Here is a 13,630-nt window from a genome sequence, read left to right as displayed (position 1 = left end):
CTTTATTTGTACCAGTGTGACAGCAGCTTCGTCAGATCATGGGATAACACATTCAAGATGCCGATCACCCGTGCATATTCCATTCTTGTAGGACCGAGAATACCAATCGAACCGAGCGCTTTTCCATCTATCGAATAAGTTGCAGTGATCAAACTGCAATTGGAAATCGCTTCATGCGTATTTTCCGTACCGATCTTCACTTGGACGCCATGCTCACCGGGAGCAGGAGCCATGAGTTTCAACAGTGCGGGTGTCTGTTCCAGAAGCTCGAAAATCTCCCTTACCTTATCCACATCCTTGAACTCCGGCTGATTCAGCATGTGGGTCGTGCCGCTAAGATATACGCCGCGATGGTCCGGTTCATTGTTAAGGGCGATATCCAGCATACTCATGAGGTCTTCATAATGTGAAATATGCCGCTGCATTTCCTCGCCAATCTCCGTATACAAACGGGTCTTGAGTTTATATAGAGGCACGTTGACCAGCTTCTTGTTCAGAAGATTTACCACTTGCTCCAGATCGGAAACGGACACACCCTGCGGAATCGAAACAATCTTGTTCTCGACTTGCCCTGTGCTGGTTACGATGATGGCTACCGCTTGATCCTCATGGAGAGGAAGAAGCTGGAAATGACGCAAAGACGTATGAAAAACTTCCGGTCCCAGCAGGATGGAAGTGTAATTAGTCATCTGAGACAGAATGCCGGCTGTATGCTGTATCATCTGCTCCATCACGTTCAGCTTTTCTGCAAAAAAGGATTTCATCATATGCAGTTCCGCAGGGTTCAAGGAAAACGACGACGTGAGATGATCAACATAATAACGATATCCTTTATGTGACGGAATTCGTCCAGCTGATGTATGAGGCTGCTCCAGAAATCCGAGTTCCTCCAGATCAGCCATCTCGTTACGAATGGTCGCCGGACTGTATCCGACATCCCCGCGTTTGGAAATGCTTCTAGAACCAACCGGCTCGGCAGAACGGATATAGTCATCCACAATGGCATTCAAAATCATGCGTTGACGATCTGTTAACATGTCGCTCCCCTCCTTGCTGACTGCTTAATTTTACTGTCGTTAGCACTCATCGCCATCGAGTGCTAACCGATATAACAAAAATACCAAACCGACCTGAGGATTGTCAAGTCAGTTCAGTACTTTAAGAACAGCTATTTCGTCACAAGCATGCTGCTTCTTGCAGTGAATGCAGTCGGTCCACACTTTCTCCGGGAAAATCTCCTTATCCACGACGGCAAAGCCGTTTTTGATGAAAAAGGATACCTCGTACGTCAAGGCCATCACTTTCGGAAGCTCGCGGCGTTTCGCTTCTTCCAAAAGGGAATCCACCAGCATGGAGCCGATTCCTTGCCCTTTATAACCATCGGAGATGCCGAGTGAACGAATCTCCACAAGATCATTTCCCAGCTGGCACAAGGAACCGCAGCCGATCACGTTCCCTTCGGATTCGGCCACAACGAATTCCCCGATTTGTTTCTCCAGCACTTTTTTGGACCGGGGCAGCATAATCCCCTTCTCCGCATAACCCTGAATCATCTGATACAGCGGCTCGACATCTTCTAACTTCGCCTTTCTGCATACCGCCGACATTGTTGTCCGTCTCCCCTTTACACGCTCCGTCATGTTATGAATAAATATACAACAGAGCGCATATAAGTTCAATAGATTAATTTGTTGACAAGCTGCCTATAAATTCGGCAAACACATCGTTGCCGAACAGAATGCCTTTACTGCTCAGTTTATATCCGTCATCCGTGGAATCGAGAAGACCCGCACCTACCATTTTATTCAGCGGGCCGGCGAATACCTCTTCCATGGAAATCCCGAATTGCTGCCGGAACCGGCTGCGCGAAACGCCATCCAGGACTCGGAGCCCGACCATGAGGAAATCCTCCATCGCTTCTTCCCTTGATACCTCAAAGCTATCCAATCGCGGAAGTCCCTTATTCGCTGCTTCATTATATGGGTTGACGCCTTTAATGTTCACATGTCGCTGACGACCGATGTATCCGTGCGCTCCCGCGCCCAAGCCATAATAATCCTCGTTGCGCCAATACGTCATATTATGCCGGCTCTCAAAGCCGGGTTTGGCAAAATTACTGATCTCATACTGTTTATATCCGGCAGCCTGCATCCGCTCCATTAATAGAAGATACATATTCAGCTCGTCCTCCTCATCCGGAAGCGGCAGCTGGTTTCGCTGGTACATCGTATGGAACAGCGTATTTTCTTCAACCTTCAGGCTGTAGATTGAATAATGGGGGAGTCCAAGCTCCAGCGCCTTATCCACGCTTTCCGCAAGCATGTCCAAGGTTTGGTTCGGAAGCCCGAACATCAAATCGATGGACATGTTATCAAAGCCTGCTCTTCTGGCGTTCTCTAGACTTCGATACACATCATCCGTATCATGAATCCGGCCGATGCCGGTCAGCAAGCTGTTCTGGAAGGCCTGCACCCCGAAGCTGATGCGGTTAACGCCGCCTTCGCGCATGACGGACAGCTTCTCCAAATCCGTGGTGCCGGGATTCGCTTCCATCGAAAATTCAATGTCATCGGACCATTCCGGAAAATGGCGTTTCACGCTCTGCAAGAAGTATTCCATTTCATTCGGCTTCAGCACCGTTGGAGTCCCGCCGCCTACAAATATGCTTTTGATTCGTCCAGGCGGGTTGGCCTGAACGGTCAGCTCCATTTCCTTATCCAGCGCGCGCAGATAATCCATTACCGGCTGATCCTTCAACACGTAGGAATTGAAGTCGCAGTAAAAACATTTATTGGTACAAAACGGAATGTGGATGTACACCGCTTCCGTCCGTTGATCGTTTGCCGTCATTCTTTTCTTGCCCCCTCAAGCACACCTCTGGCATGACTTACTTTAAGTAACTTCTCGGAAGTTCCTTCTATACTATAACGCTATGCCTCTTGGAATGAAAGAAAGGAAAGCCGAGAATCGGCTTTCCCATCATTTACTCCATAAGACTATATACGTAGGACAGCCTAGTCCGTTAACTCTTGGGCCCGACGTTCCTATGCAAAATTACTTGTCGTCGATTTTCAGCACTGCCATAAAGGCTTCCTGCGGCACTTCAACGCTGCCGACTTGCTTCATCCGTTTCTTACCTTCCTTCTGCTTCTCAAGGAGTTTCCGTTTACGGGAGATGTCACCGCCGTAACACTTGGCAAGAACGTTTTTGCGCATCGCTTTAACCGTTTCACGGGCCACAACCTTGGTACCGACTGAAGCTTGAATCGGCACTTCGAACATTTGACGAGGAATCAGCTCGCGCAGCTTCTCGCAAATCGCCCGCCCGCGGTGATATGCACGGTCCTTATGCACGATAAAGGACAAGGCATCCACTTGCTCTGCATTGAGCAAAATGTCCATTTTGACCAGGTTGGATCGACGGTACCCGGACAGCTCGTAATCGAATGAAGCATATCCTTTGGTGCTCGATTTCAACTGGTCGAAGAAATCATACACGATTTCCGACAGCGGAATTTCATAGGTAATGGTGACGCGCGTTGTGTCCAGGTATTCCATGTTTACGAATTCGCCGCGTTTATTCTGGCAGAGTTCCATGATCGCTCCGACATAATCGTTCGGAACGATAATACCTGCTTTAACATAAGGCTCTTCGACATAATCGACCTTGCCCACCTCAGGATAATGAGACGGATTATCGATCTGGATCTGCTCTCCGTTCGTCAGCGTAATGCGGTAAATAACGCTAGGCGCAGTCGTAATCAGCGGTATGTTAAACTCTCGTTCAATCCGCTCCTGGATGACATCCATGTGCAGCAGGCCCAGGAATCCGCAACGGAAACCGAATCCGAGCGCGCTGGATGTCTCCGGCTCAAAGCTTAGCGATGCATCATTAAGCTGCAGCTTCTCGAGCGCCTCGCGCAGATCATTGTAGTCTGACGTTTCGATTGGATACAGACCGCAGAATACCATCGGGTTGATTTTGCGGTAACCCGGGAGCGGCTGGGCCGTCGGACGCTTGGCATCCGTTACCGTATCACCGACCTGCGTATCGCCAACGCTCTTGATGCCAGCCACGATGAAACCGACATCTCCGACGTTAAGCTCGTCCACGATGGACATGCGCGGCTTAAACGCCCCCACCTCAATGACCTCGAAGGTTTTGCCGGTGGCCATCATCTTGATCTTGGAGCCGGCTTTGATACTTCCGTCAATAACGCGGACATATACGATGACACCTTTATAAGGATCATAATGGGAGTCGAAAATCAGCGCTTTCAACGGTTCTTCCGAATCGCCTGTTGGCGCAGGAACTTTCTGAACCACCTGCTCCAGAATTTCCTTGATTCCGATTCCCGCCTTGGCAGAAGCTAATACGGCATCGCTGGCATCCAGTCCGATGACATCCTCAACTTCCTGCTTCACCCGCTCGGGATCGGCGCTTGGCAGGTCAATTTTGTTAATGACGGGCAGAATTTCAAGATTGTTATCCAGTGCCAAATATACGTTGGCCAATGTCTGCGCTTCAATTCCCTGTGCAGCATCCACTACGAGCAGCGCGCCTTCACAAGCGGCCAGGCTTCGGGATACCTCATAAGTAAAGTCGACGTGCCCTGGAGTATCAATCAGGTTCAATATATACTCCTCGCCGTCATCGGATTTGTAATTCAGGCGAACGGCCTGCAGCTTGATGGTAATCCCGCGCTCTCTCTCCAGATCCATCTGATCCAGTACCTGCTCTTGCATTTCACGCGTAGTTAATGCACCCGTAAATTCCAAGATTCGGTCAGCAAGCGTCGATTTCCCATGGTCTATATGTGCAATAATACAGAAATTACGAATTTTTTGTTGTCTAACTTGTGCGTCTGTCATGCCTTACCCCCAACAACCACCAGATGTTTGAATCAACTTATTATACCAGTTGAGGGGATGCACAGCAATGCTGAGAATAAAGGTGAATTTATTCCGTGATTGATCCGAACATCGACACGACCCAGCGTATGCTTTTGTCAGACAGCTGCTGGAGCAGTCCTGCCGTCTTATCGGCAAGCACATCGGCAGGCGGCTGCGAGCGTTCGGGAAGCAGGATGTCGCTAGGCGTAGGCTCATATTCGGACAGTGTCTTACGAGCGTCTTGTTCTAGAACAGCGGACTCTGATACGGGAGGGTTCTTGCGTGTCCCTCCCCATCCGTTCCCTTGGGCAGCCCCGCCTTGCGGATCCTGAATATGGTCTTGCTGCACAGTTTGCGCGGCTCCGGTACCGTCTCCCGGTACTGGCGCCTTTGCCCCGCCAAGCTGCATGCCGACCAATATGCCGATGCCTGTCCATATGATAAGAGCCACAATCCGTTTTCCCATCCTTGACATCACTGAGTCCCTCCCCGATTTACCCGTTCACTCTTGCTCCGCAGTTGCCGCCGTGTTAACCTGCTTTGGCTGCTTGATCCTCCGTACCTTTTTTGTTTCCACTCTTGGGTGCCGCCGAAACGGACTGCTTCTTCGTTTGATCATCGTCTTTTTTCACGCTGGCTTTTTCCGCCTCTTGTTCCTGCCAGTACACATCTGCAATGATGTCCGCCAACGCTTCAGCCGTCCGCTGCAATTCTTCCTTCGTATTATCAATGCCGCCGATTTCAATCAGGATGCTGTTCGGTGACAGGGATTGATTATATTCCCCGTTCCCTTGATCCGCCGATTTGCCCCACACGCCCCGAGATACCCCGGGATAGGACTGTTCCAGCTTGGCATTGATTTTGCTTGCAAACGCCTCGTTCTGTCTCCAATTCTCGTTCGCATGTCCGATGATGAAGTAAACCTTGGCGTAGTTAACGCCGTTTACGGTGGCCGTCGTTTTGTTATAACGCTGCGAATCCCGATGGATATCAATCAGGTAATTAATGCCGTCGTTCTGGGACATGGCCTCCATGACCATCTGGCGCGAGTATTTATAAGAAAAGTTGTAATTGTATCCTTCAATGGTAGATTGATAGTCACTTTTATCATGCAGGGTGCCAATTCCGTTGGCCTCAAGTCTTTTACTCAGGAAGCTGCCCACCAGCATGACGTTCTTGCTCGGGGATACCGCCCCCGGATTATCGGAAGGATGCGTGAGCAGCGGGTTATATGCTTCCTGCGGGTGCGAATGATAGATGAGCACGGCTTTCTTTCCATTCGTAGACTTTCCATCCTTGGAGGTGCTTCCAGGGTCATTCTTACTGCCAGGCTCGTCCTCCGCGCCCTGATCCGGGACATCCTCGCCATTGCCTTCATTGCCGATATTTCCCCGACCGCCTTGCGGCGGCTCTTCCCCGGCATCGGCAGGGTCGCCTTCCGCCTGCCCCTCGGCGGGATCCGGCCGGTAATCCGCCGGTGCTTCCCCATCCTCATTACCGGAGCCATGTGACAGCTGTACCGGTTGATTTGCCTTCATGCCGGGCAATTCGCCCGCAAGCAGGCTTTTCGGGTCCCTCGGGTTCACGCTCGTAAGCAGTTCAAAGACAAAGGTCGACATTTTCTCTCCGGAGAAGCTTGAGGTCTCTTTGGAAGCCGTCATATGCGGCATTTCCATGCCGATCATATCGATGAAAAAATGGCTGGATAACGAAGCGGCCAATCCTTTCATTGACGACACGGGCGAGGAATTCATCCGCTGTTCCGCCATCCCTCCAAGCCCTAGTAAAATAAAAAATATAAGAGAGCCTAGCATCAGTATAATGAGCGTTCGACCCATGCTCAGACCTTCCATGACCTTCCGTTTCAGTCTGGCAATATTCCAGATGCGAAACTTGCGATTGTTCATAACGATGTCCTCCTCGGTTCGCCGGGACCTATCCGGCTATCATTCCGCCGTTCCCGCGACTCTGTAATCTCTTATATTTCAAATCTATGAACCGGGGAGAATCGATAGAACTAGATCCATGAAAAATATAAAAGCTCCGATAGATTCGGAGCTTTTATACCGGGTTAGTGCGTGTACGCACCTACATTGCCGGGATCCACAGCCTCATGCAGCGCTGCGTTCAGGCCGGTTGCCACGATATTGGCGATGTCCTCTATAAATTCGTCAATCTCCTTGGGCGTTACGATAAGGTCATGGCCCAGCGGCTCCAGAACCTCCTTCACCAACGCAAGACGCTCACCTTCGGGTATATCATGGAGCATGCCCATAATCTTGCCCGTCTCCGGCGCACCTTCGCCAAAATGGGACTTCATGAGCTCAATCGCATTATTAACGATGGTAGAAGCATAGCAGACGGTTGGAACGCCGATCGCAATGCAGGGAACCCCAAGAATCTCCTGTGTCAATCCCTTGCGTTTATTGCCGACGCCAGAGCCCGGGTGGATTCCGATATCCGCAATCTGGATGGTCGTATTCACCCGCTCCAGCGAACGCGAAGCCAGAGCGTCAATGGCGATGATCAGGTCTGGACGGATTTGTTCCACGATCCCTTGAACCGTTTCGCTTGATTCAATCCCTGTCAGACCGAGCACGCCTGGCGCTACGGCACTAACCTGACGATAACCTGGCGCGACCCGATCCGGCATAAGCTCGAAATACTGACGGGTCACCATCACGTTCTCCACCACAAGCGGTCCCAGCGAATCCGGCGTCACATTCCAGTTGCCAAGCCCGACAATGAGCACGCTTGCCTTGGGTCCGATCCCGATCCGGGACATGAATGCCTCGAACTCACGGGCGAAGACAACGGACACCTGATCTTGAAGCTCCGTATCCCCCTTGCGAAGATCGGGCACCTCCAACGTGACGTAATGGCCCTTCACTCTGCCGATTTGCGTAGAGGCTGCTTCGTTCTCCACGTCCAGCCTTGTAATCTTGATTCCGTCCTCCTGCACCACATCCTCCATTACTCCAGGAATGGGCGCACTGCCTTTTCCTCCCGCCAGTTCTCTTGATTCCACCGCCAGGTCCGTTCGGACCGAATATTTTTGCAGATCCAGATCCATCTAAATTCACACTCCTCCTCATATTGCTAGTAGTGTGCGAGAGTACGGGAGAGATTATGCAGAAGTCCGAATGAGTATTGCTTTTTGTCCACCCCCATGCTAAAATATTTTAAGTTGTGAATCATTTCGCTCTATTGAAATGCCTTACAGGAGGTGAATGTAATGCCAAACATCAAATCCGCGATTAAACGTGTAAAGACAAGTGACAAACGCCACGCGCTTAACATTTCTCAAAAATCCGCGCTTCGCACAGCTGTTAAAACTGCTGACGTAGCGTTGAACGGTACAGAAATCGAAGCTGCTAAAGTTGCTTTCCAAGCTGCTTCCAAGAAGCTTGATAAAGCCGTTACGAAGGGCCTGATCCATAAGAACGCAGCTGCCCGCAAAAAGTCCCGTCTGGCGAAAAGACTGAACGCTCTTACGTCCCAAGCGTAAGTAACGTTTGTTGAATACGACATGGAAAAAGCCCTGAACAGTTCACGCTGCTCAGGGCTTTTTGTGGTACGTTGATCGGCATGCTCTCTCGGTAGACAACCTCATATAGCGGATATTCTTGCGAGATCAGGTTGGCGAGCCTCTGTTATCCATGCTTTCTGATCTCTAAAGAAAAAGAGCGTACGACTGCTCCCGCAGCCGTACGCTCTTAACTAGTTGCGGATAGCTTAAGCCCCAAGCCGCAGCAAAAACAATTCAATGCCCAGCACCTTATCCACGGCCCCGGTCTTCATCTGGTAATCCAGATTCGCCAGATGGTTCAGTATGCCTTCAAGGCGCGCCGTTTCAAACTTGCGGGCCTGCTCGCCCGCAATCTTCACCGCATAGGGATGCAATCCGATCTGGGAAGCAATTTGCTGCTGCGAGTAGCTCTGGGTGGATAGAGTCTTCACCTGCAGAATAATCCGGAACTGTCTGGTAATCAGCGCCGCAATCTTGATCGGCTCCTCGCGCTGTTTCAGCAGTTCGTAATAGATTCCAAGCGCCTTGTCCAATCGGAGATTCGCAATATCCTCTACAAGTGCAAATACATTCTGTTCCGTGCTGCGCGCCACCAGCATATCCACGGTTGCGACATCAATCACTCCGCCAGCGCCAGCATATAAGCACAGCTTTTCGATCTCACCTGATAATGCCTGAAGGCTGGTTCCCGCATTTCGCACGATCGCCTCCGCCGCACCTTCACGCAGCGTGCAGTCGCCTTTCTTTACCTGCTTGTCCACCCAGCGAAGCAAATCCTCCCCGCCCAAAGGCATGAAGGACAAAGCAACCCCCGATTTCTTGACTGCCTTGACTACCTTTTTGCGTTCATCCAGCTTTTCTTGTCCAACCATAAAGACAATCACACTATAATCAGCAGGATTGGTCAAATAGTCCAGCAGAGCCTCTGGACGATGATCCACTTTCCCGTTATCTTTTGCTGCGGTAAAAAAAGCCGTATCCCTGACCATGATCAGTTTTTTTTGAACCATAAAAGGAACCGTCTCCGCTTCTTCAACAACGGTTTGAATCGGAACTTCCCCTAAATCCATATGAACAAGGGCAAAATCACGGTCTTCTTTCGGGATCAGCTGGGCTTCCAGAAATTCAGCGAATTCCTTCATTTGAAATTTCTCGCTGCCATACAACAAATAAACGGCAGACACATCTCCCTGCTTAACCGCCTTGGCCGCCGCTTTGGCATCCATCGGCGTCCCCCCTTTCTACTCTGTACACTATACCAAAAAAGAGTGCCTGAATGCGATAGACGACAAGCATAAAAATAAAATCGCCCACACGAAAACAAAGAGACCTCGGCTTTTGGCAGCGGCAAGGTCCCTTCGTCCCAACACATCTATATAAACGCCGGCAAGTATGCTCTAGAAACACCTCGCCGCCGGTCATACGACGGTAGTTGGTATCATGCTCTCTCTAATATATAGTGTATTCATATCTCCCGGCATTGGTGCACCGATTGTATATATATCTCTGAACATTTCTATTGTTTAGGTTGCTTCTGCTCCGTAGACGCAGGTGACTGAGACTTCTCAATGGAATAAACGGATTCAACCAGTTCGTTATGGGTCTGCACCTTGTACTTAAACGTTAAGCCGTCCTCTGACCATTGACCGGATACCCAGCTTCCGCCGAGCGGGATCGTCTCAACCGTTTCAACCTCCTCAGGCGAAGTTTGGCTTCCCGTTGGCAGGCGATAGATAATCAGATGATCAGCTTCAAGCGAAGCTCGGTAGAGTCCGTCCGGGGACGACCACTGTTCCGGTACCATCGCCAGTCCTTGGTACGATCCGGTTGACCTGTCGGATGATTCGGTGCTTCCCGTGCCTGCATCGCCGGAAGGATCGCTGGTTGGAGGCAGCATCTCTGACGTGGTATCTGCCGATTCCGTAGGCGAAGTCTGGGCATCCATGGTCTCAGAGCCCTGCTCAGGTTCACTGGCGGGAGGGTCAGACGGACTTGCGGTATTGTTTTTTGGCACCTCATTGTTGCTCGTTGCAGGTTTGTCTAACGCTTGAGGCTCCCCATCATCTTTCCTTTGGACCGAAGTATCGGGTGCTGTGACATCTTTTTTAGTACCGTTAGCCGCATCCGATGGCTCTTGTGTTGCCTTCGTATCATCCGGGGCAGTGTCGGAATTGGCTTCCGATGACGATTCCGATGGCGAACTCCGCGGACTTGCGGAAGCATCGTTTCCCTCATTCGATTCGCCACCCGTCTCCGTGCCGCCTTCGGCGGCAAACGGCTGAGCCATTTCCTGACTCTGCGTCGCAGCCGATTCGTCATTCGCCCCGGCACTGGTCGTGCTAGCCTCTTCGTATGGAATCTCCGCATCGGATAACATCTTCGGTTCATTATTAAAGATCGCTACACCAAGAATAAGTACAGCCGCGGCGGCCCCGATAGCAGTTCTACCGCCAATCGTGCTCCACCAACTGCCCGCACGTCGCGGACGCCGCATTTCCGGCATCATTTCGGCTGGCTCCTGGCTTTTCAGTGCTGGAGGTACGACAAGGTTCTGGCGATCACGGTCAATGGCATCCAGTCTAGGCATGATAGCGTCTACCAGACTGACAGGCGGGGTTACGGCCGGAAGATCCTCAAGCTCTCTGTTCAATGACTTCAATATATTAAAGGTCTCCGCACACATGGGGCATATGGCAATATGCTGATACATTTGGGCCGTCTCCTCCGACGTGAGATCCCGGTCCAAATACCGGTGCATACGTTCCACCACCTCTTGGCAATTCATCCTGATACACCACCTTTCTGATGCTCTTGGAGCATATTCTGCAGCTGCTGCCTAGCCCTGAACAAATAGGATTTCACCGTATTGAGCGGGAGGTTCAGACAATCAGCGATTTCGTTGTAGGATAGATCCTGCAAATACCTTAAGACAATGACCGTGCGATGATGGTCCGGCAGTTGATTAATGGCTTCCTGAATATCCTGAGCCAGATATCCCGACATCACTTCCCGCTCTACATCGAGATTATCCCGAAACACCAGATCATGTTCATCGATGGAAACCGTCGGCTTTGTCCTGCGGAATTTATCAATGCATATGTTGGTGACAATCCGCTGGACCCAAGTTTTGAACTGAGCCTTCTCCTCATAGGAGTTAATCTTCGTATACACACGTATAAGTGCTTCCTGGGCTGCATCCATGGCATCCTGTTCATTGTTTAAAATGTAATAAGCAGTTCGGTAAACATGTTGCTCAATTTCTCGCAATAGGGTGATTAGAGCGTCGCGATCGCCCGATTGAGCGGCTCTTATGAGTCCCTGCTCCACCACAGTGGATCCCCCTCTCCCTGCATACATACAGACGGATAGAATAAAAAAAATGTTGCAGTATGTAACCTATTATTTTTTTAGAAACTTCATCTAACTATACCAAATATAAAGATGATAGTCACCGCTGCATTTTCCTATAAAAGATCATACTACGAATCGATGTCCCAAGGACGGGCTGTTTATTCAAGGTAGCTTCGTACGCGTGTCAATATGTCCATCCTTGATCCTCATCTGTATTTCACCGTGAAGATTGGTCTGATAGATGAGATTCGAGGAACGTTCCAGCCGTCCTACCACATCCGGATGAGGGTGGCCGTACATATTGTTGACGCCAGCGGAAATAACCGCTGCCTTCGGCTTCCATGCATTCAGCCATAGCGCGGATGTCGAGGTTTTGCTACCGTGATGGGCAACCTTCATGACATCGATGCGGTCACCGGCAGCAGCAATCCGTGAAATGATATCATCTTGTGAAGAACGTTCCTCCAGATACAGCAATATTTTATGTTCGGCAGCTTGGTCTGTGTCACCCGTAAATAAAATCCGGCTGCCGTTCATTTGAAGGACAAATACTAGTGAAGCATGATTCTGCTCCTTAATCAACGGTAATGGTTTTATGATTTCCCCACTTTCTGGGAAAATAGGCGCTAAAAATTGGATTTCCGTATGACTGTCAAACTTCCATACTTCCCGATCCACTCCAGCCTCGTATATGGGAATGCGCTGCTGTACGGCGGTTAACATCAACTTCCGGAAGGAAGCGGAGTTGGTCAAGGTCCCGTTGAACACAACTGATTTTACCGGGATTTCCTGCAAGACAGCCTGAAGTCCGCCTATATGATCCTGGTCTCCATGGGACATGATGACAGCCTCAAGCTGGTGCACGCCCCGTTTTTTCAACAACGGAACCACCACCTTCGCTCCCACCTCATACGGGGCCCTCCTTTCCTTCCAAGCATCCTTTTCCTTACGAAAATTCACCGTCCCACCACCGTCAATGAGAATATGCTTGCCCTCAGGTGTTGTTACCAGGATCGAATCTCCTTGTTATATGCAAGGTTTTTTTTGAGAAAAAATATTATTTATAGTAATAACTAAGTCTGTATTAAAATTTCTCGTTTTTTTGATTTAATTGGTTGAAATTAACTTAGACAATTACATATTTTATTTATCAACATCCATCTGAAAAGCGGGGTTCTCCAAACAGATTTAACGATCAATTATCCTTTACCAAGAAATCAACATTATGGCGCTGGCCCTACGTCATTTACATGACTGTGGGACAGCCCCTACTTAGCTCAATATTTGCTCCTTTAATTCTGAGGCAAGGGATTTTGAACCGTTCAACCCCTTAACATACTTCATGGACCATCGCAGGACCATTCGATACCTTTTAACTTCTTAATATGGCGATCGATAGCATCACAATCAACATTTTCGGCGACTCTTGTCCGAATATTACCAGAAACTGTGTGCGACTTAACCCATAAGTTTGCCATTTGGTAAACTTATGCTTCCAAAAACTCATGGCAAACTTATGCTTCCAATACGTGATGAGCACTTCAGTATGATCTTGGTATCTTTACACACAAATGGATAACTCAACGAAAAATGAGCAGTCTACAAAACTACAGATTGCTCATTGATTTTTCAACTAACGTTTCCCGTTAGCGTAATGACCTCACCTGTCATTTATGGAAGGGATCTCCGCACTGACTGTAACGGCAACTTTTTAAGGCCACTCCTTGCGGAATGGCCCTTACTTTCATATATTGAACGATCTTTTCCGTAAAACAGTTGATTCTAGTCTCTCGATTCAAAGTAATTGATCGGCCGGATCTCAATCCCCCATCCAAACTGCTCGCCCGATGCCACTTG

Annotated in this window: 12 protein-coding genes; 1 reads left to right on the top strand and 11 read right to left on the bottom strand. The window is 49.6% G+C overall.

Annotation, left to right across the window (positions count from 1 at the left end; genetic code table 11):
• Positions 1 to 2: 2 nt before the first annotated feature.
• The 7 genes from hrcA to gpr form a co-directional block, all read right to left on the bottom strand.
• Entirely contained in the window at positions 3 to 1,037 is a 1,035-nt protein-coding gene (gene hrcA, locus ACQKPA_RS18400) for a heat-inducible transcriptional repressor HrcA (protein ID WP_071222916.1), read from the bottom strand.
• A gap of 108 nt (positions 1,038 to 1,145) precedes the next feature.
• A complete protein-coding gene (locus ACQKPA_RS18395; protein ID WP_427494012.1) occupies positions 1,146 to 1,607 on the bottom strand; it encodes an N-acetyltransferase in 462 nt (153 codons plus the stop codon).
• A gap of 76 nt (positions 1,608 to 1,683) precedes the next feature.
• Positions 1,684 to 2,850, bottom strand: a complete 1,167-nt coding sequence (gene hemW, locus ACQKPA_RS18390) for a radical SAM family heme chaperone HemW (protein WP_427494011.1) — start codon at positions 2,848 to 2,850, stop codon at positions 1,684 to 1,686.
• A 204-nt stretch (positions 2,851 to 3,054) separates the two neighbouring features.
• Positions 3,055 to 4,872, bottom strand: coding sequence for a translation elongation factor 4 (gene lepA / locus ACQKPA_RS18385; RefSeq protein WP_127592130.1), 1,818 nt, complete (start codon positions 4,870 to 4,872; stop codon positions 3,055 to 3,057).
• An 88-nt stretch (positions 4,873 to 4,960) separates the two neighbouring features.
• Positions 4,961 to 5,368 carry a hypothetical protein gene (locus ACQKPA_RS18380; RefSeq protein WP_427494010.1) on the bottom strand — a complete coding sequence of 136 codons (408 nt, stop codon included), beginning with the start codon at positions 5,366 to 5,368 and terminating at the stop codon, positions 4,961 to 4,963.
• A 55-nt stretch (positions 5,369 to 5,423) separates the two neighbouring features.
• Positions 5,424 to 6,800, bottom strand: coding sequence for a stage II sporulation protein P (locus ACQKPA_RS18375; protein ID WP_427494009.1), 1,377 nt, complete (start codon positions 6,798 to 6,800; stop codon positions 5,424 to 5,426).
• A gap of 164 nt (positions 6,801 to 6,964) precedes the next feature.
• A complete protein-coding gene (gpr, locus tag ACQKPA_RS18370) occupies positions 6,965 to 7,966 on the bottom strand; it encodes a GPR endopeptidase (RefSeq protein ID WP_113058322.1) in 1,002 nt (333 codons plus the stop codon).
• A 162-nt stretch (positions 7,967 to 8,128) separates the two neighbouring features.
• Between gpr and rpsT the strand changes: the two genes are divergently transcribed.
• Positions 8,129 to 8,401 carry a 30S ribosomal protein S20 gene (rpsT, locus tag ACQKPA_RS18365; RefSeq protein ID WP_053489175.1) on the top strand — a complete coding sequence of 91 codons (273 nt, stop codon included), beginning with the start codon at positions 8,129 to 8,131 and terminating at the stop codon, positions 8,399 to 8,401.
• A 227-nt stretch (positions 8,402 to 8,628) separates the two neighbouring features.
• Here rpsT and holA read toward each other — a convergent pair whose 3' ends face one another.
• The 4 genes from holA to ACQKPA_RS18345 all read right to left on the bottom strand — a co-directional run bounded on the left by holA (position 8,629) and on the right by ACQKPA_RS18345 (position 12,787).
• Positions 8,629 to 9,648 carry a DNA polymerase III subunit delta gene (holA, locus tag ACQKPA_RS18360; RefSeq protein WP_427494008.1) on the bottom strand — a complete coding sequence of 340 codons (1,020 nt, stop codon included), beginning with the start codon at positions 9,646 to 9,648 and terminating at the stop codon, positions 8,629 to 8,631.
• A gap of 290 nt (positions 9,649 to 9,938) precedes the next feature.
• The gene (locus ACQKPA_RS18355) at positions 9,939 to 11,207 is read right to left on the bottom strand and encodes a zf-HC2 domain-containing protein (RefSeq protein WP_427494007.1); all 1,269 of its coding nucleotides are present in this window, start codon (positions 11,205 to 11,207) and stop codon (positions 9,939 to 9,941) included.
• Complete coding sequence (locus ACQKPA_RS18350; RefSeq protein ID WP_036644490.1) at positions 11,204 to 11,752, bottom strand: RNA polymerase sigma factor; 549 nt, start codon at positions 11,750 to 11,752, stop codon at positions 11,204 to 11,206. The genes ACQKPA_RS18355 and ACQKPA_RS18350 overlap by 4 nt, the downstream gene beginning before the upstream one ends.
• A 183-nt stretch (positions 11,753 to 11,935) precedes the next feature.
• A complete protein-coding gene (locus ACQKPA_RS18345; protein ID WP_427494353.1) occupies positions 11,936 to 12,787 on the bottom strand; it encodes a ComEC/Rec2 family competence protein in 852 nt (283 codons plus the stop codon).
• Between the last annotated feature and the right edge of the window lie 843 nt (positions 12,788 to 13,630).

The organism is Paenibacillus sp. NPDC093718 (assembly GCF_050279985.1).
Taxonomy (GTDB): domain Bacteria; phylum Bacillota; class Bacilli; order Paenibacillales; family Paenibacillaceae; genus Paenibacillus_AQ.
The sequence above is the reverse complement of the archived record's forward strand: the minus strand, read 5'-3'. Positions and strand labels throughout refer to the sequence as shown.